General features: G+C 56.3%; 26 protein-coding genes. 10 read left to right on the forward strand and 16 right to left on the reverse strand.

The annotated features are described in order from the left end of the window. Positions 1–287: 287 nt before the first annotated feature. The 5 genes from VF694_RS00630 to VF694_RS00650 form a co-directional block, all read right to left on the reverse strand. On the reverse strand, positions 288–950 hold the full coding sequence (locus VF694_RS00630) for a hypothetical protein (RefSeq protein WP_440163524.1): 663 nt from the start codon (positions 948–950) through the stop codon (positions 288–290). 444 nt (positions 951–1,394) lie between these two features. After that, the gene (locus tag VF694_RS00635) at positions 1,395–1,856 is read right to left on the reverse strand and encodes a GNAT family N-acetyltransferase (protein WP_039942953.1); all 462 of its coding nucleotides are present in this window, start codon (positions 1,854–1,856) and stop codon (positions 1,395–1,397) included. Between the two features lie 80 nt (positions 1,857–1,936). Then, positions 1,937–3,064 carry a site-specific integrase gene (locus VF694_RS00640; protein ID WP_240208665.1) on the reverse strand — a complete coding sequence of 376 codons (1,128 nt, stop codon included), beginning with the start codon at positions 3,062–3,064 and terminating at the stop codon, positions 1,937–1,939. Positions 3,065–3,135: 71 nt separating this feature from the next. After that, positions 3,136–3,648, reverse strand: a complete 513-nt coding sequence (locus VF694_RS00645) for a ClbS/DfsB family four-helix bundle protein (RefSeq protein ID WP_003799808.1) — start codon at positions 3,646–3,648, stop codon at positions 3,136–3,138. 81 nt (positions 3,649–3,729) lie between these two features. Then, the gene (locus VF694_RS00650; RefSeq protein WP_003799807.1) at positions 3,730–4,314 is read right to left on the reverse strand and encodes a hypothetical protein; all 585 of its coding nucleotides are present in this window, start codon (positions 4,312–4,314) and stop codon (positions 3,730–3,732) included. A 214-nt stretch (positions 4,315–4,528) separates the two neighbouring features. On the opposite strand from VF694_RS00650, the gene VF694_RS00655 reads away from it, so the two are divergent. The 3 genes from VF694_RS00655 to VF694_RS00665 are packed head-to-tail and all read left to right on the forward strand — an operon-like array spanning position 4,529 to position 6,289. Then, on the forward strand, positions 4,529–5,098 hold the full coding sequence (locus VF694_RS00655; protein WP_003799806.1) for a cytochrome b: 570 nt from the start codon (positions 4,529–4,531) through the stop codon (positions 5,096–5,098). Next, positions 5,095–5,658, forward strand: a complete 564-nt coding sequence (locus tag VF694_RS00660) for a YceI family protein (RefSeq protein ID WP_003799805.1) — start codon at positions 5,095–5,097, stop codon at positions 5,656–5,658. The genes VF694_RS00655 and VF694_RS00660 overlap by 4 nt, the downstream gene beginning before the upstream one ends. Positions 5,659–5,716: 58 nt before the next feature. Next, entirely contained in the window at positions 5,717–6,289 is a 573-nt protein-coding gene (locus tag VF694_RS00665; protein ID WP_039942951.1) for a YceI family protein, read from the forward strand. 32 nt (positions 6,290–6,321) lie between these two features. On the opposite strand, the gene arsC is transcribed toward VF694_RS00665, so the two are convergent. Next, positions 6,322–6,666: an arsenate reductase (glutaredoxin) gene (arsC, locus tag VF694_RS00670; RefSeq protein WP_003799803.1), complete on the reverse strand. Its 345-nt coding sequence runs from the start codon at positions 6,664–6,666 to the stop codon at positions 6,322–6,324. Between the two features lie 122 nt (positions 6,667–6,788). Between arsC and VF694_RS00675 the strand changes: the two genes are divergently transcribed. The 3 genes from VF694_RS00675 (at position 6,789) to VF694_RS00685 (ending at position 9,293) form a co-directional block, all read left to right on the forward strand. Further along, entirely contained in the window at positions 6,789–7,487 is a 699-nt protein-coding gene (locus VF694_RS00675) for a glutathione binding-like protein (protein WP_059317607.1), read from the forward strand. A gap of 12 nt (positions 7,488–7,499) precedes the next feature. After that, on the forward strand, positions 7,500–8,294 hold the full coding sequence (locus VF694_RS00680) for an RsiV family protein (protein ID WP_003799801.1): 795 nt from the start codon (positions 7,500–7,502) through the stop codon (positions 8,292–8,294). Positions 8,295–8,453: 159 nt separating this feature from the next. Next, positions 8,454–9,293: a DUF2789 family protein gene (locus VF694_RS00685; protein WP_003799800.1), complete on the forward strand. Its 840-nt coding sequence runs from the start codon at positions 8,454–8,456 to the stop codon at positions 9,291–9,293. Between the two features lie 160 nt (positions 9,294–9,453). Here VF694_RS00685 and VF694_RS00690 read toward each other — a convergent pair whose 3' ends face one another. The 3 genes from VF694_RS00690 to holB all read right to left on the reverse strand — a co-directional run bounded on the left by VF694_RS00690 (position 9,454) and on the right by holB (position 12,631). Continuing rightward, positions 9,454–10,308 carry an ankyrin repeat domain-containing protein gene (locus VF694_RS00690; protein WP_003799799.1) on the reverse strand — a complete coding sequence of 285 codons (855 nt, stop codon included), beginning with the start codon at positions 10,306–10,308 and terminating at the stop codon, positions 9,454–9,456. A gap of 485 nt (positions 10,309–10,793) precedes the next feature. Beyond that, entirely contained in the window at positions 10,794–11,564 is a 771-nt protein-coding gene (locus VF694_RS00695; protein ID WP_059317606.1) for a TatD family hydrolase, read from the reverse strand. Positions 11,565–11,581: 17 nt separating this feature from the next. Further along, positions 11,582–12,631, reverse strand: coding sequence for a DNA polymerase III subunit delta' (holB, locus tag VF694_RS00700; protein ID WP_003799797.1), 1,050 nt, complete (start codon positions 12,629–12,631; stop codon positions 11,582–11,584). Between the two features lie 136 nt (positions 12,632–12,767). On the opposite strand from holB, the gene VF694_RS00705 reads away from it, so the two are divergent. After that, on the forward strand, positions 12,768–13,577 hold the full coding sequence (locus VF694_RS00705) for a hypothetical protein (RefSeq protein WP_003799796.1): 810 nt from the start codon (positions 12,768–12,770) through the stop codon (positions 13,575–13,577). A gap of 86 nt (positions 13,578–13,663) precedes the next feature. Here the strand turns inward: VF694_RS00705 and mltG are convergent, their stop codons facing one another. Further along, positions 13,664–14,671 carry an endolytic transglycosylase MltG gene (gene mltG, locus VF694_RS00710; protein WP_440163525.1) on the reverse strand — a complete coding sequence of 336 codons (1,008 nt, stop codon included), beginning with the start codon at positions 14,669–14,671 and terminating at the stop codon, positions 13,664–13,666. A 202-nt stretch (positions 14,672–14,873) separates the two neighbouring features. Here mltG and ygfZ point away from each other — a divergent pair, with 202 nt between their 5' ends. Continuing rightward, positions 14,874–15,797 carry a CAF17-like 4Fe-4S cluster assembly/insertion protein YgfZ gene (gene ygfZ, locus VF694_RS00715; RefSeq protein WP_440163526.1) on the forward strand — a complete coding sequence of 308 codons (924 nt, stop codon included), beginning with the start codon at positions 14,874–14,876 and terminating at the stop codon, positions 15,795–15,797. On the opposite strand, the gene mmsB is transcribed toward ygfZ, so the two are convergent. The 5 genes from mmsB to VF694_RS00740 form a co-directional block, all read right to left on the reverse strand. Further along, positions 15,772–16,668 carry a 3-hydroxyisobutyrate dehydrogenase gene (mmsB, locus tag VF694_RS00720; RefSeq protein WP_059317604.1) on the reverse strand — a complete coding sequence of 299 codons (897 nt, stop codon included), beginning with the start codon at positions 16,666–16,668 and terminating at the stop codon, positions 15,772–15,774. The genes ygfZ and mmsB overlap by 26 nt on opposite strands. 59 nt (positions 16,669–16,727) lie before the next feature. Further along, on the reverse strand, positions 16,728–17,855 hold the full coding sequence (locus tag VF694_RS00725; protein WP_440163527.1) for an enoyl-CoA hydratase/isomerase family protein: 1,128 nt from the start codon (positions 17,853–17,855) through the stop codon (positions 16,728–16,730). Further along, entirely contained in the window at positions 17,852–19,000 is a 1,149-nt protein-coding gene (locus tag VF694_RS00730; RefSeq protein WP_003799787.1) for an acyl-CoA dehydrogenase family protein, read from the reverse strand. Before VF694_RS00730 ends, VF694_RS00725 begins: the two co-directional genes overlap by 4 nt. A 149-nt stretch (positions 19,001–19,149) precedes the next feature. Further along, positions 19,150–19,503, reverse strand: a complete 354-nt coding sequence (locus VF694_RS00735) for an RnfH family protein (RefSeq protein WP_003799785.1) — start codon at positions 19,501–19,503, stop codon at positions 19,150–19,152. Further along, the gene (locus VF694_RS00740; RefSeq protein WP_003799783.1) at positions 19,496–19,930 is read right to left on the reverse strand and encodes a type II toxin-antitoxin system RatA family toxin; all 435 of its coding nucleotides are present in this window, start codon (positions 19,928–19,930) and stop codon (positions 19,496–19,498) included. The genes VF694_RS00735 and VF694_RS00740 overlap by 8 nt, the downstream gene beginning before the upstream one ends. A 59-nt stretch (positions 19,931–19,989) precedes the next feature. On the opposite strand from VF694_RS00740, the gene smpB reads away from it, so the two are divergent. Next, entirely contained in the window at positions 19,990–20,454 is a 465-nt protein-coding gene (gene smpB / locus VF694_RS00745; protein ID WP_003799781.1) for an SsrA-binding protein SmpB, read from the forward strand. A 32-nt stretch (positions 20,455–20,486) separates the two neighbouring features. Here the strand turns inward: smpB and VF694_RS00750 are convergent, their stop codons facing one another. Then, entirely contained in the window at positions 20,487–21,797 is a 1,311-nt protein-coding gene (locus tag VF694_RS00750; RefSeq protein ID WP_059317600.1) for an NAD(P)/FAD-dependent oxidoreductase, read from the reverse strand. Between the two features lie 342 nt (positions 21,798–22,139). Between VF694_RS00750 and VF694_RS00755 the strand changes: the two genes are divergently transcribed. Next, complete coding sequence (locus VF694_RS00755; protein WP_440163528.1) at positions 22,140–22,781, forward strand: TetR/AcrR family transcriptional regulator; 642 nt, start codon at positions 22,140–22,142, stop codon at positions 22,779–22,781. Positions 22,782–22,863 lie beyond the last annotated feature (82 nt).

Consider the following 22,863-nt stretch of genomic DNA (forward strand, 5'->3'; position numbering starts at 1 on the left):
TCTACGTGCTCCCTGAGTCGGATCACCGGAAAAACGGCGATCTGCTACTGATGAACCTAGTGTAGAAATGTCACGTTTAATGACCGTCCAAATCTTATTGTTGCTGTTTCACCGTTTGAGACGATTCAATAAACACTTGGTAAACGCTCAGCCGTTTACACCCGCAGCTTGGCTGCAGCTCCCGCAAAGCGGATGTGCTAGACAACGGTGCCACTTGACATCATCAAGGAGTCTGGGGGCGGGAAGGTTGGATAAGACGGGAACCGGTTATTTCTGGGGCTGTTTTCTCAAGGCGCTAAGGGTAGCGCCGCATTGGATCGCATGGAGGCATCGGGGTTGCGAATGCCAAGTGCAGGGTTCAGTACCGGACTTCCTACCGGCATATGATCTCTGAATTTGAAAGTCTGAAAATTAGCCAAGGAAATCGCCCGTATTCCATTAATAAAATTGAAAGGGATGATAATTTCCTCTTCACTGGCGGTATGCGGCCCTCGATAGATGAAACCTTGCAGTCCTAGACTCTGAATCAGCGGTTTGTCATCTGGAATTTTTATACCAATTTCACTTAATGCTTCCCTGACCAATTTTGATTTTTCTGATTGCGGAATTTCAGGGTCTGCGATTTCATTACCGGCAATATCAACAAAATGGGTTTTTTTCCCCTTACCTGCGAAATTGTTAACGGTTGAGGTCTCTATATAAATCAGATTGATATAGGCTTCGCCGGTACCATCCGGCGGTAAAGCGTCCGGTAAATACCCTTCTGCCGTGAGTCTATCCTCCGCCACATACAAACCCGACCAATCGTCTTTTTTGCCTTCCGGATAAGACTTGATCGTGCTGCGATAGCGCTTGTCATTGGCGCTGACACCAGCGGACTTGTAGCCCAGAAACACGCCGGTCGGGCCGGGCTCAATGGCGATCTCCCTTGTTTTCGCTTTGACACTCATCGGACTCTCTCCCTGTCTAAGACATGTACTGCAGCGTCAATCCATTCCGTCTTTGACTATATGGTGATTAAGAATAGAAAGCAGCAACAGGAAAGATAGATCGAGCAAGAGTCAAACGTCAATCAAACAAGAATACTCAGTTTCATTGATTCCTTATTATCAGGCCCTTTAGAAATAACGCCGGGTTCATCATCAGGCAGCGTCACGCCGGATTTTTTTGCGCACACACGAGAACATATTTTTTGAACGAAGAATAGATAAAATCCATATTCAATGAAATGGTTCAGCGTCAAAAAACCATAACACCTCGGTTGCGCCTTATTCTGCCTACAGACAGGCTCGAGCGCTTGTTCTTGAATTCGAAAAAACTCCTTGCTGTCTGAGCGGTCTTTATCGTTCTTGTTCGCACCGCGCTCCCTGGCAAACTGCCTCAACAAGACAGGTTTACAGAGTCAGCTTGAAACCCTTGTGGCTGGCCGTAAAGCCCAGCTGTTCATAAAACCGATGTGCATCCGTTCGGGCCATATCGGAAGTCAACTGCACAATACGACATTGGCGCTGACGGCACTGCTCGACGGCCCACTGGATCATCAAACGGCCCAGGCCGGAACCACGGGCCGAGCTGGCAATACGAACAGACTCGATCTCGCCCCGCCATGCGCCTTGGTGAGAGAGTCCCGGCATATAGCTGATCTGCAACGTACCCACCACACGACCATCCAGTTCCACCACGGCCAGATACTGATTGGGATCTGCCTCTATGGCGGCAAAGGCATCCAGGTAGGACCGGGCTAGGGGCAAGCGTGTATCTTCGCGTTTTTGGCCCAAAATGTCGTCGGCCAACATGGTGACGATCGCCTCAAGATCGGTTGCAAGCGCCCGACGAAAAACAGGTGTGGATGTCAATTCAAACTCCTTGGTCAAAAAACCGGCTTAATGGATTTGAAATTATGCCCCTTGGAAGCGAACAAACCATGACTAGCCCTTCAGTCTGATTGCGTACTGGGCCTCGTTAATGAGGTCGCCACCACTTTTTGCGCCTGCAACCAAGCCAGCCAGGCAGCCTGCAGACGCCAGGCGCTGGCCGCGCCCGGGGCGTAACCCATCACCTCTTCAATTTCAGGCAGAGAAAAGCCGCGTTCAATCAGGCCAGCACCAAAGGTGTTGCGCAAGCGTTGTGGCGTCATCAACAAATCCATCTGCTTGATGCCCCATTTACTGACGATACGCGCCAGGGTGGCCGGATTCATCTGCGCCTGGGGACGAGCCGCGCTGATCTGACGGCTGCCCGGAAAGACGCGACTCTCTTTCACCCAGGCTCCAGCGTCTTGAAGGCCACTGAAGATCAACCAGCTACGCAACATCTCATCACACCATACGGGCACCCTGACATCGCGCTTTGCCACGCCCGAGAGACTGATGAGCAGGGAGCCATCGCGCCAGAGGGCCATGCCCTCGTCCTCATCGGCCTGCCCGTCAGAAAGGGGGTCAACCCCCACTTGGGTGGCTCTGATGGCCGAGGGATGCAGCTGTTCCAACTCCACCGGACGCAGACCCGTCGCCAGCATCACCGCCACAATCGTCATGTCCCGATATTCGCGCCACCGGGTGGCGACCGTCATATCAGTGGCCAGCTCCAGAACGCGGCGCCGATGACGCAATGACTTGATCGTCGCCCGACATTGTTCGACCGACAGAAATTGAGTGGCCTGATTGTCGGGCGCTTGCCGCCAGCTTTCCTTGAAGGGATCGTTGATGGCTGGCGCCAGAGCGGGGTTTTCGGAGCGACCATCCTGACGACACAGTTCCTCGTAGGCGCGGGCGATGACTTGTTGATAGCGTTCGCGCTGAGGTCGGCGCACATCGTCCAGATTGCTCAAAAAGTCACGAATATCCGTGGGCTGAATCTGCGTGTACTGTTTTTGATGCTCATGAAGGGCCTGCAAAAAGCGCCGCCATAAGGTTCGATACACTCGTTGCGTACTGGCTGCCATGGGGGGACGCTGATGCTGCAGCCAAGTATCAAACAAGGCTTCCGCCGAAATGTCGGCGGCTTTTACGCCCAATAGTGGCAGGTCAAACTGCCCTTCTTCGCGTGTAGACCTTTTTTTCATGGCGTGCCCGTCTTTTCCGTTAATTGCATTTTATGATAAGCCCCCAGGGAGCAGCGTGCAATATGGCCGGCTCAGGCCAGTGAATTTGCTTTCTTCCATTGGCGCAGCCGATTTCGCGCATTGGCATACGGCGAGGCCGTATTAAACTGAATCATGCGCCCCTGTGAGTAGGTCTTGTACCAAGGGGCACCGTACAAGGCCTGGTCGGTACAGTGTCCGACCAGCTCCACAATCCGGCCATAGACATCCTGGAGACGGGTAAGCAGTTCCGAATAAGAAAGATCGGCATAATCCGCGTAGAACTTCTGTGCCAAGGCCCCCAGCTCGTTCCATTTGAAACCACGTTCGGGAAAATCGACCGCTTCCCCCCGGGCTTTGGCGTGACTCCACTTCAATACCAGTTCGTTCCAACCGATTAAATAAGCCACCAGATCCGACACGCTCATCTGTGTTCCTTTGACATGCCCTTGCAGGCTGCGCTCGCGGCATCGCTCCTCAGGAACCGTCAGCAACTCTGCCCTGAGTTGTTGATAGCTACTAGAGATAGCCTGCAGTAACTCCTGTTTGTTTTGCGGTACTGCCATCGGTGCCCTCCCCTGGTCTTGGTTGTTCAAGTCCGGCGCGCCGCCCCCCAGGCAAGACAGACGGCAGCCAGACCGCCTGACTTAACGAAAGAGATTTTGGTGTACCCAACCCTTATTGGTCAGAATCAACCGTGCCTGCCCTTGAACTTCTGGTGCTGTCAGTGCACGCAGGTCCTCGTAGGCATCCAGAACGGCTCCATCCGTAATCCACGGCGCGGCATCAGCCAGATGATAAACATAGTTAACTTGGCTGACGGTAAATCCGCCTGCACTGGCCGGCTCTGTGAAGTAGTTGATGCGTTTGAGAACCAGACGGCCCGTACAAAAGGCATCACGCTCGCCCTGGGACGGCTCGGAGCCTGCACGTCGCAAATAGGTATCGGCCTGAGGCGTCAATTCGTAGCGCGGTGCCTGCTCTGTCCCCACCTGACGCACGAGCCCCACCGAGGCCAAGGCCGCCAGACGAGCCCGATCCTCCACGATCAGGGGCGAGTCATGCTCAGCCTGGTAAGGATAACTTCGTCCCGGCACACCGACACATAAACCATCCCGGCTATCCAGATAAGACTGGATAGCTGTGCTGAAATTTTCCTCATTGGCCTGCCTGGAGTCCTGACACCCTGCCAACAAGGCGGCTGCCCCAACGACCAACGCTGTCTTCCACATAGATACTTCCTTGCTCGCGAGCTGAAAAATCGAGTGTATCCCGCGCTCGCACCACCCTAACAGCCTTGTCACACGCTGACAAGAAAAGACGCCGATAGCAAGGTCGCAGCGCGACTACCCTCAAATTTGCATTACTGCATTGCAAAATCTGGTCTTTTAGGAAGCTTACAAACAGGTTAAAGTTTCCAGGCTTCGTAAATGAAAGGCATTATCAATGAGCAACACTTCTGTCCCAGAGGATCAGCCCCGTTACACCCGCATCGCCCGCATCTTGCACTGGATCATGGCATTGGCGCTGACTGCCTTGGTCATCGTGGGCCACACCATGAAAACCTTGCCGCTGTCCCCCCTGAAACTGCAAGTCTATTCCTGGCACAAGTGGGCTGGCATCACCCTGCTGCTACTGCTGGTGCTGCGCCTGATCTGGCGTTTGTTGCACCGCCCCCCTGCCTTGCCCGCCAGCATGTCTTTCTGGAGCCGGGCGCTGGCGCATAGCGGCCATGCCCTCCTGTATCTGTTGATGCTGGCCATCCCTCTGACCGGCTGGCTGATGAGCTCGGCCAAAGGATTCCAGACGGTCTGGTTTGGCGTGATCCCCCTGCCCGATCTGGTCTCCAAAGACAAACCTTTGGGAGAGTTGCTGGTCCAAGTACACATCTTTTTGAATTACGCCCTGATTGCCATGGTCAGCCTGCACGTTCTGGCGGCCCTCAAGCATCAGTTCATTGACCGTGACGGCTTGCTCGGCCGCATCACCTTTACTTTAGGCAAAGCCAAATCATGAAAAAATCTGTCTTCGTGTCCCTTCTGGCCGGCTCCTTGGGTCTCAGTCTCAGTCTGGCGGCCAATGCCAAGAACTACCAGACGCTGGATGCCCAAAATAGCGAAATCGGCTTTCAGTATTCGCAAATGGGCGTGAAGCTGGATGGCCAATTTCGCAAGTTTGAAGGCGAGCTGAACTTCAACCCCGACGCCCTGGATCAGTCCAAGGTGGTGTTGAAAGTGGCACTGGATAGCGTGGATACCGGCTCGGAAGAAGCCGATGACGAATTGCAGGACGTACGCTGGTTCGACATTGACGCGCATCCCCAGGCCGTTTTCAGCTCCAAGCGTTTCCGTGCCGTCAGCGCCCAGCAATATGAAGTGCAAGGCACGCTGCAGATCAAAGGCCGTGAACAGCCCGTTACTGTCATGGCAACCATGGCACCCGAAGGCGATAAAGCTACGTTCAGCGGCGCTTTTGACATTAAGCGTGGCGACTTCTCGATCGGTGAAGGCTCCTGGTCCAGTTACGACATCGTGGCCAACGAGATCACCGTCAATTTCAAGATTGATGCCCGGTAAAACGACGCATCAGCCCTCATTCCTCTTTTCTACCCGCATCAGCAAGGATTACACCCTCATGATCAAACCAGTGATTGCTCTGTCCGCCAGCTTCCTCCTTGTCTTTGCCGCTCAAGCCGCGCCGGTGAGCTATCAGGTTGAGCCCAGCCACACCTTTGTACACTTCAGCTACAAGCACCTGGGCCTGAGCACTCAAAACCAGCGTTTCGACAAAGCACAAGGCACGGTTACCCTGGATCAGCAAGCCAAAACCGGCAGCATCGACATGAAAGTCGACACCCGTTCGGTCAGCACCGGCTTTCCCCTGTTCGATGAACACATTCAAGGCAAGGATTACTTTGATACGGCCCAGTTCCCTGAAGCCACGTTCGTATCCAAGGAAATTCAATTCGACGGCGACAAGCCTGTGTCCGCCAAAGGCGATCTGACCATCAAGGGCATTACCAAGCCCGTTACCATGAACATTGAGTCGTTCCTGACCATGTCCAAGCACCCGATGTTGAATAAACCCGCCCTGGGTGCGGATGGCAAGATCGAGATCAAGCGCAGCGACTTTGGCATGGCTGCCAATGTGCCCCATGTCGGTGATGAGGTCACCATCCGTATCGCCCTGGAGGCCATCGCGCCCTGATCCAGACCTGCCCGCCGTTGCAGGAAATCCAGTTACAGGATTTCCTGCACCACTTCCAGGGGACGCGCCAGACGCGTCCCTTTTTCCGTCACCACAATGGGACGATTCAGCAAAATGGGGTTGGCTTCCAGGGCAGCGAGCAACTCCTCGTCGCTTAAATCCGGATTGTCCAGATTCAACTCGCTGTAAATCGCTTCTTTGCTACGCATGGCCTCACGCACCGTCAGACCCGTGGCCGCAATCAGCGCTTTGAGTTCGCTGCGCGACAAGGGGGTTTTCAGGTATTCAATGATCTCGGGCTCCCGTCCTTTTTCTCGCATCAGGACCAGGGCATTGCGCGAAGTGCTGCAGCGCGGATTATGATAGATTTTGCTCATAACAGTCTTTGACTTCCTATAAACCGTATTCAGGCAAACAATAGTAGCCCAGCGCTGCCGGCCCCGTCATCCGGCCTGCTTGCGGCAAACAGGCCCGCATCTTCATTCAGCCAGGAGAACCCATGATCGACCTGTATTACTGGACCACTCCCAACGGACATAAAATCACGATGTTTCTGGAAGAGTCCGGTCTGCCTTACACCCTGTACCCCGTCAATATTGCTCAGGGCGACCAGTTCAAACCCGAGTTCCTGCGTATCGCCCCCAATAATCGCATTCCCGCCATTGTCGACCACGCTCCGCAAGACGGCGGCGCGCCCATCTCCTTGTTTGAGTCAGGCGCCATCTTGCAGTATCTGGCCGAAAAAACCGGACAATTCCTGTCCGCAGACTTGCGCATCCGCACCGAAACCTTGCAGTGGCTCTACTGGCAAATGGCAGGGCTGGGCCCCATGGCCGGTCAGAACCATCATTTCAATGTGTATGCCCCGGTAAAAATCGAGTATGCGATAGATCGTTATGTGCGTGAGACAGGTCGCCTCTATGGCGTGCTCAACAAGCATCTGGCGCAGCGCGACTTTATCGCCGGAGACTATTCCATTGCGGACATGGCCAGTTACCCCTGGATTGTCTCGCATGAGCGCCAAGGCCAGAACCTGGACGACTTTCCCCATTTGAAGCGTTGGTTCCAGCGTATTGCCGAACGACCAGCTACGGGTCGTGCCTACGCACTGGTCGAGACAATCAACCCAGGCTCTCCCGTCCATGATGCGAAAGCCCGTCAAATCCTTTTTGGCCAAGACTCCAAAACCATTCGATAGGACTACGACTCCATGACCTTACAGCGCCCTTATCAGCTGCTGCTTATTGGCCTGACAACCCTGGCTCTGTCGGCGTGCTCCAGCACGCCAAGCTCCAATATTTCCCTGATCCCCACGCAAACCCAGGATCAGACGGAAAAAGACGGTGTCTTTACCCAATCCCTGAACTACAAGCACATCAAGCCTGGCTGTACCGGCGAATGCCCGCGCCTGGAAGTCAAATCCCTGATTTTCCCCGGTAATCCTGAGCTAACCGGGCTGGTCGATGAAAGCCTGGCACACATGACCGTCATCACCGACCGCCATCCCGGTTATCGTGGTTTGAAAGAGTTCGAGAACTACTACTGGGCCACGGCCAATCATCGCGATGAAGTTCATCTGTCAGCCCGTACGCGCTACCGCAACCGCGATCTGACCGTTGTAGAGCTAAGTTCAGGCATTTACATGACCGGTGCCGCTCACGGTATTACGGCCACGCAGTTCATCAACTGGGACAATCGCCTGAAAATGGCCCTGCCCCTGGATCGTATTATCGCCCCAGGCAAGATCAAACCTTTCCAGGAACTGGTACGTCAAGCCCATCAGAACTGGCTCTCCGGCCTGAGCGAAGCGCGCGAGGATCGCGCCGGCTGGGACAGAATGTGGCCTTTCCAGCCCGCTCAGAATGTTGCGCTGACGGACCAGGGGCTGCTGGTGAAGTACAACCCCTATGAGATCGCCCCCTATTCCTTCGGTCAGCCTGAGTTCTTGCTGCCTTACTCCCAATTGAAAGGCATATTGCGCCCCGACTATCTGCCCGCCAACTAGCCAAACCGCTTGACTGAGCAGAAAGGCGGCCTTCCTCTGGCCGCCTGTCCTAGCCCACACGCTGTTGCACGCTACCCCAAGCCCGGCATCGCTGCCCTGCCGATCCGAAACCCAGCCTGCTGCCAGCGCCCTGTCCCCTCTTTACCTGGTCCCGCCATCATGTCTGATAATTTGTTCCGCTTTCACGACCTGTTTGCCCAATTGGGCTTGCCGAACTCACCTGAGGCGATTGCCCGCTTTCTGAACGAACACCGCCCCTTGCCCAACGACGTCCTGCTGGCGGATGCCCCTTTTTGGGATGCCTCCCAGGCGGATTTCATTCGGGAAAAACGCCTGCAGGATGCGCCCGAATGGATTCAGGTCATTGATCAACTCAGCGAAGCGCTGCGTGAGACCAGGGACGTCGTAAGTTCAGATAGGCCTTGTCGTGTGCTGGCCCTCTCTGGGAGCCTGCGCCAGGGCTCTTTCAATACCGCCTTGGCTCATGCAGCCCAAGCCCAGGCCCCTCAGGGCATGACGGTTGAAGTGGCAACCTTGCACGGCATCCCCCTGTATGACGGTGATCTCGAAAGCAGCAACGGCATTCCAGAGGCGGTACTGAGCTTGAAAGCAAAAATTCTGAATGCAGACGCGCTCCTTCTGGTCACCCCCGAATACAACAATGGCATACCCGGCGTGTTCAAGAACGGCATTGACTGGCTGTCACGCACTGATAGGAACGCCATTTTCTCAGAACGTTTAACGGGGTTGATCGGTGCCTCCATGGGGGGATTTGGCACGATTTCATCCCAGGCGGCCTGGCTGCCCACACTGAAAATGTTGGGCGTGTCCCTCTACAGCGGGGGCTCTTTGATGGTGTCTCGCGCACAGAACTCCTTTGACGCAGCGGGCACGTTACACGATGAGCACACCCTGAACCTGCTGAGCACGTATCTGCAGGGTTTCCACCGTTTTGTCCAGGCCTCCCAGCCAAGCAGAGCACATCAAACAAGCGCGTAACCGACACGGCCAGAAGTGCCGGGTGGCCTGATCGCTTTTACAAAGCAAATCGACACGCACAGGTACAACAGAAAACGGTGGGATCAGCACCAGCAAGCCTTACAAGTTCGCCGTCTCAGCAAAAAGGAGCCTTGAAGGCTCCTTTTTTATTGCCCAAGGCTTAAGGCTGAACGGGCTTGTCGAAACGATCCAGATCAAAGTAACGACTGGTACCACTGGAAGCGGCGGGAGCAGAACTTGTACTGTCCGCCGCAGGCGAAGCGGCAGGCTCGACCGTGACAGTCTGGACCCGATTAAGATCGGGCTGCTCCACGCGTTCGGGCACACCATAGGTCTGTACACTCTCTCCCGAAGATGATCCTGCGGGAGGAGGAGTCGAGCCGGCCTTGCGGGCAAGCGTCTGTTCGAGATAGGCGGCCAATTGATCGTGGTTGGCTGAACGCGCCCAGTCTGCAGCGCTCAAACCCTGGGCATTTTGCATGCCTGGGTCTGCACCGGCCGCCAATAACAGATCCACCACCGCACGTTTGCCCGATAAGGCCGCCATCATCAAGGGACTGGTACCGTCGGGTGCGGGCGCATTCACAATCGCTTTTTGCGACAGCAGGTAGCGTACCGTGTCTTCATGACCTTTAGAGGCTGCGTAGTGCAAGGGCGACCAACCCACTCGGTTCACTTGCCCTCCTCGTGCCTGCAAATCACGTAAACGGTCGGTTTCCCCCATCAGGGCCAGATACATCATGGGGGTTTCACGGGCCTCGTTCTCGATGTTCACATTGGTTTGGCGATTGGCCAGCAAGGTATCCACCACTTTCCAGGACTTGTTGCGGATCGCCAGCATCAAAGAGGGATTGCCCTTGGAGTCCACCGCATTAGGGTTCGCCCCTTTGATGAATTCCTGCTCAATGATGTTGGGGCGATCATTTTCCAGCGCCAAATACCAGTTCCGGCTTTCCAACTCAGGCTCCTGCGCCTGCACAGAGGTGGACATCAGCAGGGCCAGAGGCAGCATCATGGAAAGAACAGGCCTTCTTATTACTTTTTTATTAAAAATCATTAACTTAAGTCCTTTTCTTAAGGTGCTTGATGAGGTATTGAAGCGGAAAAACAAGCTCTTTCGAATCTCAAGCCGTTCCCTCTTGGCAGTAGGTATTTTCTCAGAAAAAGGATCATATAAATCCGCTAAGCAATTGATAATAAACATCAATATAGTCTTAAAAATCTGGAAATGCCTCAGACACTAGACGCCCGTCAAAGCCGTGCGTGACTAGCATGACCGCGCTGCCTTGTTTGTCAATATCGCCGCCTATTGCTCCGTCTGGAGCGAGGGCTTATCCGCGTTCACCCCATCCTGAAAACACAGGCACTACTTATTTAAAATCAATCACTTAGCCTGACTATTTGACAAATTACCTAAGAATCAACAGGCATCCCACGTTCTGCTGGCTATGCTCTACTCAATCCCGCAGAGTAGTAAACGAATCTCTCATTCAGATTAACTTAGAGCCGTACCTTATTGAATAACCTGAAAAAATTCTCTGTGCTGGCTTCTTCCACCTCCTTGACGGAAATACCCCGCAATTCTGCAATCTTCTCGGCCACATGAATGACCAGAGCAGGATTATTGGTTTTACCTCGATACGGAACTGGAGCCAGAAAGGGCGAATCGGTTTCAATCAGCAAGCGGTCCAGCGGCACCCGTTGCGCCACGTCTTGGAGCTGGGTGGCATTTTTGAAGGTGACGATGCCCGAGAAGGAAATGTAGAAATTCAGGTCCAGGGCCGCCTGCGCCACTTCCCAGGTTTCCGTAAAGCAATGCATGACGCCCCCCGCAAGCTGAGCCTGCTCCTGGCGCATGATCGCAATCGTGTCCTCACTGGCTGAACGCGTATGAATAATCAAGGGCAGGCCCGATTCACGACTGGCCCGTATATGGGTACGGAAGCGCTCGCGCTGCCATTCCAACGGCTCTTGCAAACGGTAGTAATCCAGGCCCGTCTCTCCGATAGCCACGACTTTCGGGTCCTGAGCCAGCGTCACCAGCTCCTGCACGGTGGGCTCGGTCACCTTTTCGTAGTCCGGATGTACACCGACCGAGGCAAACAAATGGGTATGCGGACGGACCAACTCCATCAAACCGGGCCAGTCGTCCATATCGACGCTGACCACTAGCGCACAGCCCACCTGGTTCTGACGCATCTTATCCAGAATGGCGTCCAGATTTTCAGCAAGTTCGGGAAAGTTAAGATGGCAATGCGAATCAACAAACATGATGAGAGGTACTTTTCTTAAACACGACGACATGCCTGGTGCAAGCGGTCCAAGGCATGATGAACCAACAATTTAGCATTGAGCGGATGATTGCCCAGCGCCTTTTGCTGGGCCAGCCATTTGAGCGCTTCGGTAAGGGCCGCCGAATTGGCCTGAGCCGCCAGCGCATCAATCTGTTTTTGCAACGAGGGATAGTAACGCGCTGACTGGGCAAAACCACTTAACTGAATATCAACGAACAAACGTTGCCAATGATCGACCCATTCCTGAACCGGAAGTTTTTCCAGCGTATCGGCCAGCGACAAGTCCGCTTCACGGCCAGCTTTCAAGACACCCTCGATCCAGGCACTGAGCCAGTCCGGACACGGCGCCTGCATCGCCTCACTGGCGCTGAACGCCTTTAAGGGAGCTCCCCCCCAGGCTGCCAACCAATCAGATGCGTGCTCTAGCCCCTGCTGCTGCAGCCATTGCACCGATTGCTGAGCATCCGGTACCGGCAAAGGCAAGCGGCGACAGCGTGAGACAAGCGTTGGCAGCAGTCGATCGGGGGCATCGGCCACCAGCAAAAAAACAGTACGATCGGCCGGTTCCTCCAATACCTTCAGCAAGGCATTGGCAGACACCAGATTCAAGGCCTGAGCCGGATACACGACCGCGACGCGCCAGCCTCCCCGATGCGTGGCCGTATTGAACCAGTGCTGCAACTGTCGCAACTGCTCCACCCGGATTTCCCGAGACGGATTTTTACGGGCTGCCGCGTCCTTGGCCAGATCGCCCTCCTGCATGTCGGGTCCCTGCTCCTCCAAGGCAATCGCATCAGGACGCAACAGACGCAAATCCGGGTGATTGCCCCCACGCACCCACTGACAGGCCTGACAGTGGCCGCAAGCCAGTCCCTGAACAGGCTGCTCGCACAATAAACTGGCTCCAGCCGCCCGGGCGAACTGCGTCTTGCCGATACCGGGCAGACCATGGATCAGCCAGGCATGGGCAAAACGCTCTCGATTACCCAGCCAGGCCTGAGCCGTCTCGATTTGCCAGGGTAGAAAAGTCAAACTATCAGACACCGTATTGCCTCAAGGTTGCACATCAACAGGCCTGATTCACGCCAGAAAGACAAGATGGTCTCCCTTGCCTGAACGGCTCAGCGCACATTGTAATATGAACCGGTAAAATGCCTGCTCCACTACCAAGGATGATGAAGTGAGCTTATTGATCGGGCTGGCCGCCAAAGCGCGTTCAGGCAAAGATACCGTGGCCAATCTTTTGCTGGCCCACACCCCTTTACTGGCTGCCTATGCCTTGGCCGACCCTGTCAAAATGGGCTGCGAGGTGCTGTTTGGCCTGAGTCCCGCCCAGGCCTGGACTGACGACAGCCTGAAAGAAGTCCCTATCGCGCTATGGCAGCGCTCCCCGCGGCAGTGCTTTCAGTTGCTGGGAACAGACTGGATGCGCGAACGCGATCCCGATCACTGGTTGCGCCGCGCCCAACATCTGCTGAAGTTCGGGCCAGGCGCCGCCCTGGTTCGCAAACCGCAGGACTATTCGGTCTGGGCCCTGGCTTTGCCCGCTCTTTACGGCTTGTCGGCCGAACAGTTGGACGGCGAGCAAGCCGACCGTGTGGACAGCTTTTGGGGACTCAGTCCACGTCAGGCCGTTGAACACCTGCGCAGCCGGGTCCTGTCGCAGTATCCCGACTTCGAGCAACGCCGTCAGGCCTTGCCCCTGCGTGCACCGAGCCACCAGCTACCGGATATGAGCCAGGCACGCTGCCTGCTGATTAAAGATATTCGCTACGAAAACGAAGCCGACTTCATCCGTCAAAATGGCGGGGAGATATGGCATATTGAACGCCCTGGCAACCCGGTCATCAGCCAGCACTCCTCGGAATGGGGGATCGCGCGTGCCCCGCAAGACTACCTGATCCGAAACGATGCCGGCTTGCCAGAGCTGGCAAACAAGGTCCATGACCTCTGGCGCGGATTTACCCAGCGCCACGGCTTGCTGGCGTAAGAGGCCGCCAGCTCGGCCCCGGTCGGACAGGATCTGCCATGGCCGGCCTTCCTTCATCGAGCGCCGGCCTGTCTTGCACTCTGGCGCTAACGCTTGAGAATGTACTTGGCCACGGCCCGGTTATGCGCCGCCAGATTGGCCGAGAACTCGCTGGTACCGTCACCCCGCGACACAAAATAGTAAAAATCGTGCTTTTCCGGATGCAAAGTCGCCAATAAGGAGGCCTTGCCCGGACTGGCGATCGGAGTGGGCGGCAGACCCGCACGAGTGTACGTGTTCCAGGGCGTATCGGTTGTCAAATCACGCTTGCGGATACGACCCTCATAGGCTGAACCCATTCCATAAATCACCGTCGGATCCGTCTGCAAAGGCATACCCACGCGCAAGCGGTTCATGAACACCCCCGCCACTCGCGCCCGATCCTGGCTGTGACCCGTCTCACGTTCCACAATGGAGGCCATGATCAGCGCCTCATAAGGCGTTTTCAACGGCAAATCAGGATCACGGTCGGCCCATAACTGCTCCAAGAGCTCCTGCTGGGCCAGAAAACCGCGTCGCAAGATATCCACGTCAGCCGTACCCGGAACAAAGACATAGGTATCGGGGTAAAACAAACCTTCGGGATGTCCGACTTCAACACCCAGGCGGCTTAACAAATCGGCATCGCTGACCTCGCCCAAGGTCTGTCGAACCTGCGGGTTGTTCGCCAGCGTGTCACGAATGCGCTGATAGGTCCACCCCTCCGGAATGGTCAGGCGGGTCTGCAGCATATTGCCGCTGGACATCCGCTCCATCACTGTCCAGGGGGTATCACCACGCACCGCCTCATAGGCGCCGGCCTGCAGCGAGGTATCCAGACCCGTCAGGCGCGCCATCCAGACGAAGGCGTCCTCCTGGATATCAATGCCAGCCTGCTGCATGCTGCGCGCAATCGCACGCGGCCCTGAACCGGCAGGGACCACATAATCAATGCGTTCAGCACCCATGTTCACGGGCAGCTTCTTGGCCCAATACCAGGCGCCACCCGCGAGAACACAGGCGGCAACCACCACAAGGCCCAACAGGGCAGAGAAGATTTTGACGTTTTTTTTCATGCGAGCGCTATTGTAAACAGAATGGGGCGGCCTGTTCTTGACGATGTGTCACAAGGCGGCATGGAAATGACGTGCGCCGATCGTCCCCTTAACACGCGAACACGCACATGCCCTGTTGTCAGCGGGGATATGAGCCTGGAACAGGCCCTACCCACGGTATGATTGATGTTTAAATTTATTCTTTCGCTCAGCCATGACCGGAATGTCTGCCCCTCTCTCGTTCACCTTGCCCGATTTGTGCGTCCTCCAGTTTCAGGGAGCGGATGCCGTCCCCTTTCTTCATGCCCAAGTCAGCAATGACCTGGAGCATCTGGGTGCCGATCGTGCCTGTCTGGCCGCCTACTGCACCGCCAAAGGGCGCAGCCTGGCGACCCTGGTGCTCTGGCGCGAAGCGACCGACACCGTATTTGCTCTGGTGCGTCGTGATCTCAGCGAAGCGCTGATCAAGCGCCTGCGCATGTTCGTGCTGCGCAGCAAGGTCACCATCAGCCTGACCGAGTTGCAGGTTTATGGTGTGGCCGATCAATCTGCCGCCCAAGCCGTCTGGAATTTGCAGCGCGAGGGTGGCGACACCCTGATTCAAGCCCCCGGCACGCTGGAGGGCATGAATCGGCACTGGCGGATTTCTTCGCAGCAAGCTGCGAACGCGCAGGCTTCTGAAGGCCGTTGGGAAACAGCAGATATTTTGGCGGGCTTGCCCTGGGTCAGCGCCGCTACGCAGGACCTGTTCATTCCCCAGACCCTGAACCTGGACCTGATCGACGGGATCAACTTCAAAAAAGGCTGTTATCCCGGCCAGGAGGTCGTGGCGCGCAGCCACTATCGGGGCACCATCAAGCGTCGCATGATGGCCGCCCGCACGGACCGGCTGGATGCGCCCCCTGCAGGCCAGGAAGCAGCAGACGTATTCTTAGTCCCTTCCGAGGGAGGGGCCGAGCCGATCGTTGCCGCCCGTATCATTAATCGTGCCTGGCAGGCCCAGCAGCAGCGTCTGTATGTCTTGATGGAAGTGGTACTGGCGGACCTGGAGCAAGGCCAGTTTCAACTGGAGCAAGGACAGGCACTGGAATTGCAGCCCCTGCCCTACGCTCTCCCAGAACTTAGCGCCTCTGACGGTACAAATTAAGAATGCTGGAAAAATCCAGTCCGGCATTCTGACCCTGGGCCGCGTGCAAGGCGAACAGGTTACGGGCCAGTTCGCCTAACGGCGTCGCGCTATTTTGGCTCACGGCGGCATCCGCAGCCAGACCCAGGTCTTTGAGCATCAGACCGGTGGCAAAGCCCCCCTGATAGTCACGCGAGGCCGGCACATCCGGCATGACACCGGGCCATGGGTTGTACAGTTCGGTGGCCCAGTTGCGCCCCGAGCTGCGCGCCATGATGGACGACAACACGGCAGGGTCCAGACCATGGGCAACGCCCAGCGCCAAGGCTTCAGCGGTACCCGCCATTAAAATTCCCAACAGCATATTGTTGCAAATCTTGGCAACCTGACCCGCACCGGCTTTACCGGCGTGGAAAATGTTCTTGCCCATCGCATCCAGATAAGGACGCGCCTTTTCCAGCGCCTGATCCTCACCCCCAACCATAAAGGTCAAGGTACCGGCAATTGCGCCACCCGTACCACCGGAGACAGGCGCATCCAGCATCAACAAGCCCAGCTTGGCTGCCTTGGCCGCCAGATCCTGGCTGGTTTGCGCATCAATCGTGCTGCAATCGACCAGCACCGTGCCCGGGGCCACCGCCTGCAGCAAGCCGTTCTCGCCCTCGTAAACCTGACGAACATGGCGGCCAGCGGGCAGCATGGTAAAGACCATCTGTGCCTCTTTGGCGATTTGCGCGGCTGACTCGCCCACCTGCGCCCCCGCCGCCTGCAATTCCTTCATGGCTTCCGCATTCAGGTCAAAGACTTTCAAACGATGACCGGCTTTGAGCAGATTCAGCGCCATGGGTTTGCCCATATGGCCCAGCCCGATAAATGCAATCGTGTTACTCATTTTGTCTCCTCGTCATTATGAAAACGGCGCCGTCAGGCGCCGCAGCGGTCTGCCTGAATTTACAGGTCAGCCAAGGGATGAGTCCTGTCTGCAGGCCACGCCGGAACAAAAAAGCGTTCCACCCAGCGGGCATCGGCCTGTTCCAGCGACGCCGGATTCCAGCGTGGCTGTTTGTCCTTGTCAATCAGCAGTGCGCGTATGCCTTCCTGGAAATCGCCTTGCACACCACACTGGAGCGAGACGATGTATTCCAGACGGAAAACATCGGCCAAGGACAGGTGGTGCACGCGCTCCAGTAGCTCAAAGGACAAGCGAGCCGAACCAGGAGCCCCTTTGGCGAAGGTTTGTGCAGCACGCGACAGCCAGGGGTCGGCACTATCCTGCCACTGCTGCAGAGCCTGTGTCATGCGTTCAAATTCACGGCTGGCGCAGACATCACGCAGCATGGCGTAATTTTGCTCCAGTGGGCCGCTATCGGGGCGAGCGCCCTCTGCCAGAGTGCGCAGGACCTGATGCAGGCTGCTGTCACGAGCAGCGCGTTCATCAGACCAATCCGTGGCTTGCAGGGCCTTGAGCAAGGCGTCGAAATGCGATCGTGGCAAGTACGCATCCGCCAAGCCCAGGAACAGGCAGTCCGAGGCGTTGATTTGCGCGCCGCTCAGGGCCAGGAAATGGCCGATCCCCGCAGGCAGATGCGACAGCATCCAGGTACCGCCCACATCCGGGAACAGACCAATGGAGATCTCGGGCATGGCAAAACGCGTGGTATCTGTCACCACACGATGGCTGGCGCCGTTGAACAGGCCCACGCCCCCACCCATCACGATACCGTCACCCCAGCACAAAATCGGCTTGGGGAAGGTATGGATCAGATAGTCCAGGCGGTACTCCACATCGAAAAATTCGCGGGCGTACTCATTATTCCAGGCCGAGCCCCCCTGGTTCTTTTGCATCGAGGCGTACAGCGAATGCAGATCGCCCCCTGCGCACAGCGCCTTTTCTCCGGCACCGCGCAAGACGATCATGGCAATACTGGCGTCCTGCGCCCATTTCTGAAACTGCTTGAACAGCAGCTGGCACATTTCCAGATTAAGTCCATTCAGGGCTTGCGGGCGGTTCAGCGTAGCAACACCGATCGCCTTCCCGTTCTGGCCGGGCAGGCGATCAAACAAAACAGAATCCGTCATCGAATATCAGCTCCAAGATCAATGATTTGTCGTGCAATGATGACACGCATGATCTCGTTGGTGCCTTCCAGTATCTGGTGCACCCGCGTATCGCGCACCAGACGCTCGACAGGATAATCCTTCAGGTAACCATAACCGCCAAACAGCTGTTGCGCATCCACGCAGGCCTGAAAACCCAGATCGGTGGCCATACGTTTGGCCATGGCGCAGTAGGTACTGGCCTGGCTGCTACCGGCGTCCAGATGAGAGGCCGCCAGCCGCACCATTTGGCGGGCAGCCACAACGCTGGTCAGGATATCGGACAATTTGAACTGCAGCGCCTGAAACTGATCCAGCGGCTTGCCGAACTGGCGGCGCTCCTGCATATACTGACGGGCCGCATCATAAGCGCCTTGGGCGGCGCCTACCGAGCAGCAGGCGATATTGATGCGCCCACCGTCCAGGCCCTTCATGGCCAGTTTGAAGCCCTCGCCTTCCTGGCCCAGCAGGGCCGAGGCAGGAACGCGCACACGCTCAAAGGTAATGCCGCGCGTGGACTGACTGTTCCAGCCCATTTTCAGTTCTTTGCGACCATAGGTAATACCCGCCGCATCCGCAGGAACCACAAAAGCCGAAATGCCTTTGGGACCGTCGCCTCCGGTACGGGCCATCACCACCAGCACATCGGTATCGCCCGCTCCGGAAATAAAGGCCTTGCTGCCACTGATCAGATAGTCATTGCCGTCACGCTCGGCACGGGTACGCAGCGACGCCGCATCCGAACCCGAACCAGGCTCTGTCAAGCAATACGAGCCCAGTTTCTGTCCGCTGCTGAGCAGTTCGCCCCATTGGGACTTGACCTCATCCGTGCCCCAGGTGCCAACCATCCAGGTCACCATATTGTGGATCGTCAGAAATGCCGTGGTCGAGGGATCAACCGCCGCCATTTCCTCAAACACCAGGCTGGACTCCAGACGCCCCAGTCCCAGGCCGCCGATGGACTCCGGAGCATACAAGCCGCAAAAACCCAATTCACCCGCTTTACGGAAGGCCTCGATCGGGAAAATCTGTTCCTCGTCCCAATGCGCCGCATGGGGTGCCAGCTCACCTTGCGCAAACTCGCGAGCCGCTTGCGCAAACGCGTTCTGATCGTCTGTCAGTATCATGTCCGTCTCCTTATTTTTACCCACCATAATGCGAGCTGCCCCCTTTAGTTGTCGTGCTGATGACAATCAGCCGTTTCATAGGGGGCAGTGCAAGGCAGGAGGCGACAGTCTAGCCGAAAGTAGCGGCCTGACGCGCAGGCGCAGAAGAACTAGGCGCGGACGGGCTTGCGGCGGGGTCGGGCAGCAGCGCGAGCCGCCAGCTTGTGCGCATAGCGGCGGCGGCGGGAGTCCATGGGGTCAAAGACCAGTTCACGGTAGATCTCAACGCGATCCTGATCACGCAACACCTGATCGAGCTGACAGCGCTGGCCATAGACGCCGACCTTCAAGCCCTCCAGGCTCGACGCCTCATCCAGGGGCGGCAAGCCACATTCACGCAATCCTTGCGCAATACCGGCCTGTAGCAAAGCGTCACGCACACAACTGCCAGCCGGCAAGCGCAAGGCGGCTTTCCAGACCTGGGCCTGGGTTGCCACCACAACGCTAACGGATAATTCAGTCACCGTACACCTCTTGTGCGCGACGGGTGAAGGAGTCGATGAAACTGTTGGCAACACGGTTGAAAATGGGACCGACCACCATCTCCAGGGCGCGACTGGAAAACTCGTACTCCATGGTGAACACGATCTTGCACCCGTCTTCCCCCAAAGGCGTAAACTGCCAGTCCCCCGTCAGGGCAGAAAACGGCCCTTTGACCAGGCGCAGCACAATGCGGTTAGGATAGTCGTGCTCGTTACGGGTGGTGAAGGTCTGGCGAATACCCGCGATGCTGATGGTGACTGAGGCTTCCATCCCCTTTTCGTCGCGCTGGCTGACACTGGCACCACCACACCAAGGCATGAACTCAGGGTATTTTTCCACCTCTGCAACCAGGTCAAACATCTGTTCGCAGCTATAAGGAAGAAGGACGGAGCGTTTTACTGTATGCATCAGGTCTGGTTAATAGATAGAATGTTCTGATTTTACAATCTATGGTTGGCAATTAATTCATGAGTATTGTTGATAATCGCAAGGCTACCCACGAATACTTTATCGAAGAGCGCTTTGAGGCCGGTCTGGTCCTGGAAGGCTGGGAGGTCAAGGCGATCCGGGCTGGGCATGTCCAGCTCAAAGAAAGCTATGTCATCGTGCGCGAGGGCGAGTTGTTTATTTTGGGCATGCACGTCAGTGCCTTGCCCACCGCCTCAACCCATATCCGGCCCGACGCGACTCGTACCCGTAAACTGCTGCTCAAAGCCGAGGAGATCAGTAAACTGATCGGCAAGGTTGAGCAGCGCGGTTACGCCCTGGTTCCCCTGAACCTCCACTACAAAAAAGGTCGTATCAAGCTGGACTTCGGTCTGGGGCGCGGTAAAAAACTGCACGATAAACGTGATGTCTCCCGCGACAAAGACTGGAAGCGCGAACAAGAACGCTTGATGAAACACGACACCCGCCGTAAGACAAATGAATAAAACGGGCTGAAAAGCCCGTTTTGTTCTAAATCTCAATGTAATTTAACACGAGGGGCGGCCCGTTTGCTGAGCAAGCGGCCCAAAGCCAGGGTTGCGGTACGTGCAAACCCCAAAATCGCCATGTAATGCATCAGGTGCAGGCTCATGTACATGATGCGCGCCAGCAGCCCTTCCACAAACCAGCTTTTGCCAGACAGCACCCCCATCAGGCTGCCGACACCGCGACTGTGGCCCACCGATACCAGCGAACCATAATCCTTGTAAACAAAGGGCGCTTCATCAACCGGCCTGCCCTGAATGCGTGCCGCCAGCCGCTTGCGCAAATAGCTGGCCTGCTGGTGAGCGACCTGGGCACGGGCAGGCAAAAACTGACCCTCTTTGTCCCATGGCACCTGTGCGCAGTCTCCCAAGGCCCAGATGTAAGGGTCCGGCGTGGCCAGGCAGGCATCGAGCACCAGTTGATTGATTCGGTTAACGGGCAGACCCAACTGCGCCAAAAAGGCGGGGGCTTCAATTCCAGCCGCCCAGACGCAGAGATCATTGGGATATTGCCCCCCTTGCGCGTCCTCAATGTAATCAGCGGCCACTCGGCTGACCCTGACCGAGGTACGCACGGCCACGCCACGCTGCGCCAGCAAACTTTGCGCGGTGGCAGACAGTTTGGGCGGCAAGGCTGAAAGAATACGATCGGCACCTTCCAGCAGGGTAATGCACACCTCGCGGTCAGAACTGCTGCCTGGAATACTGTAAATACTCAAATCCGCACGAGCTTCGAGCAGCTCAGCGGCCAGTTCCACCCCGGTTGCCCCGCCCCCCACAATATTGATATAGAGTGGCGCCCCCGGTTCTCGCTGCGCGCGACGGGTCACACTGATCAGTTCATTGAGCAACTTCAAACGAAAACGCTCGGCCTGATGTGTCGAGTCCAGCGCCAGCGCATGCTCATGGGTGCCCGGCGTATTGAAAAAATTCGATTTGCTACCCACAGCCATCACCAAGGTGCCGTAGCTCAAGGTGCGCTCGGGAAAGACCTCGTCATGATCGGGCCCCAGAACCGGGGCCAGCGTGATCGTGCGTCGGGCACGGTCTATGCCGGTCATCTCACCTTGAATAAAGGTAAAGCCACAATCGCGCGCCAGCATGAAATACGACAGGCCCTCGCGATGAATATCCAAGGTGCCCGCAGCAACCTCATGCAAGGACGGCTTCCAGATATGGTCGCTGTCTTTATCGACCAAAAAGATATGCTGGCGCCCGAACTGACGCCCCAGCTTGGCGGCCAGCTCCAGCCCACCTGCCCCACCCCCAACGATTACCACTTGATACGGCTGCGTAGTAGACATCCAAAACTCCTTGGGACTTACCTCAAGCAAAGAGAGTATCAGAACCGTCGCCTTATACTTTAAATCAAAACAGATAAGGACTATAGCGATACGCAAACACGATCTGGGTCACTCAGCCAGACGAGCTTGTGGACCGCCAAGGACCCGTGCTGTTTTTAGAGGCCTGAATGGGTAGCAGATCAAAGACTGACGCAAAGAAATACGTCTTTGCGTGGTGCATGGCGTAAAATCGGGACGTTAGTCTTGCCTTCCCTTAACGATCGAAATAGGGCAGCAGCACAACAGCCATTGATACGGTATGATGCTGACTTTGTCCTGTTCACTTCCTTTCTGCCTGCCACTATGCATGACGATGTTCCCCGAAAATCCCAACGTGCGACTCGAAAGGGGCGCGAACGCCGCGACAAAATCCTGGAAGTCGCTTCCGAGGTTTTTCGTGAGAATGGTTTTGAGGCTACGTCCATGTCCCAAATCGCCGCATTGGCAGGCGGTTCCAAGGGCACGCTCTACAATTACTTCCCCTCCAAAGAAGACCTCTTGCTGGCTGTCCTGCTGACGGGAGCCCAGAGATTTACCGAGCAGGTCCTGACCAAGCTTGACTGTGAAGGGGATATACGCGAGGAGTTGCGGCGTTTCCTGCTTCCCATGTTGAGCAATCTGTACTCGAAGCAAACGGCTCAACTACTACGTATCGTGGTTTCGGTAGGTGGCCATAGCGATATTGGCAAGCGCTTCATGGACATGCTGGACGACCAGATTTGGGATGGGGTGAAGTGCTTTTTTGCCCGCCACATTGAACGCGGCACCCTGCGCAAGCTGGACCCCACCTTAATGGTGGAACACTTTCGCTGCCTGAGTGAGGGCGAGATTGTGCTGCTGCTCATGGGAGCCATGGAGCCCTGGAGCGAAGAGCGCATTCAAAACGAAACCGAACACATTCTGGATATGTTCCTGCACGTTTATCAGCTGGACCCAGCCAGTTAAGACACTGGCTTCCTGGAAACCTACCCGACTACGCTGCACCACCCGCAGCGTCTTTGCGCCGCCAACCCGGCACACGCACGCC

Origin of the sequence: Alcaligenes sp. Lyrl_28, from assembly GCF_051948705.1 — a bacterium.
In the GTDB taxonomy this organism is placed as follows: Bacteria; Pseudomonadota; Gammaproteobacteria; order Burkholderiales; family Burkholderiaceae_B; genus Alcaligenes; species Alcaligenes ammonioxydans.

Excerpts from the sequence above, each read along its gene's own strand:
- VF694_RS00725 (WP_440163527.1), bottom strand. The coding sequence starts at position 17,855 with ATGACGGATTCTGTTTTGTTTGATCGCCTGCCCGGCCAGAACGGGAAG.
- VF694_RS00665 (WP_039942951.1), top strand. The coding sequence starts at position 5,717 with ATGATCAAACCAGTGATTGCTCTGTCCGCCAGCTTCCTCCTTGTCTTT.
- VF694_RS00650 (WP_003799807.1), bottom strand. The coding sequence starts at position 4,314 with ATGTGGAAGACAGCGTTGGTCGTTGGGGCAGCCGCCTTGTTGGCAGGG.
- mltG (WP_440163525.1), bottom strand. The coding sequence starts at position 14,671 with ATGAAAAAAAACGTCAAAATCTTCTCTGCCCTGTTGGGCCTTGTGGTG.
- smpB (WP_003799781.1), top strand. The coding sequence starts at position 19,990 with ATGAGTATTGTTGATAATCGCAAGGCTACCCACGAATACTTTATCGAA.
- VF694_RS00685 (WP_003799800.1), top strand. The coding sequence starts at position 8,454 with ATGTCTGATAATTTGTTCCGCTTTCACGACCTGTTTGCCCAATTGGGC.
- VF694_RS00645 (WP_003799808.1), bottom strand. The coding sequence starts at position 3,648 with ATGGCAGTACCGCAAAACAAACAGGAGTTACTGCAGGCTATCTCTAGT.
- VF694_RS00680 (WP_003799801.1), top strand. The coding sequence starts at position 7,500 with ATGACCTTACAGCGCCCTTATCAGCTGCTGCTTATTGGCCTGACAACC.
- VF694_RS00690 (WP_003799799.1), bottom strand. The coding sequence starts at position 10,308 with ATGATGCTGCCTCTGGCCCTGCTGATGTCCACCTCTGTGCAGGCGCAG.
- VF694_RS00655 (WP_003799806.1), top strand. The coding sequence starts at position 4,529 with ATGAGCAACACTTCTGTCCCAGAGGATCAGCCCCGTTACACCCGCATC.
- ygfZ (WP_440163526.1), top strand. The coding sequence starts at position 14,874 with ATGTCTGCCCCTCTCTCGTTCACCTTGCCCGATTTGTGCGTCCTCCAG.
- VF694_RS00640 (WP_240208665.1), bottom strand. The coding sequence starts at position 3,064 with ATGAAAAAAAGGTCTACACGCGAAGAAGGGCAGTTTGACCTGCCACTA.
- VF694_RS00740 (WP_003799783.1), bottom strand. The coding sequence starts at position 19,930 with ATGCATACAGTAAAACGCTCCGTCCTTCTTCCTTATAGCTGCGAACAG.
- arsC (WP_003799803.1), bottom strand. The coding sequence starts at position 6,666 with ATGAGCAAAATCTATCATAATCCGCGCTGCAGCACTTCGCGCAATGCC.
- mmsB (WP_059317604.1), bottom strand. The coding sequence starts at position 16,668 with ATGAGTAACACGATTGCATTTATCGGGCTGGGCCATATGGGCAAACCC.
- VF694_RS00755 (WP_440163528.1), top strand. The coding sequence starts at position 22,140 with ATGCATGACGATGTTCCCCGAAAATCCCAACGTGCGACTCGAAAGGGG.
- VF694_RS00660 (WP_003799805.1), top strand. The coding sequence starts at position 5,095 with ATGAAAAAATCTGTCTTCGTGTCCCTTCTGGCCGGCTCCTTGGGTCTC.
- VF694_RS00630 (WP_440163524.1), bottom strand. The coding sequence starts at position 950 with ATGAGTGTCAAAGCGAAAACAAGGGAGATCGCCATTGAGCCCGGCCCG.
- VF694_RS00675 (WP_059317607.1), top strand. The coding sequence starts at position 6,789 with ATGATCGACCTGTATTACTGGACCACTCCCAACGGACATAAAATCACG.
- VF694_RS00695 (WP_059317606.1), bottom strand. The coding sequence starts at position 11,564 with ATGTTTGTTGATTCGCATTGCCATCTTAACTTTCCCGAACTTGCTGAA.
- VF694_RS00750 (WP_059317600.1), bottom strand. The coding sequence starts at position 21,797 with ATGTCTACTACGCAGCCGTATCAAGTGGTAATCGTTGGGGGTGGGGCA.
- VF694_RS00730 (WP_003799787.1), bottom strand. The coding sequence starts at position 19,000 with ATGATACTGACAGACGATCAGAACGCGTTTGCGCAAGCGGCTCGCGAG.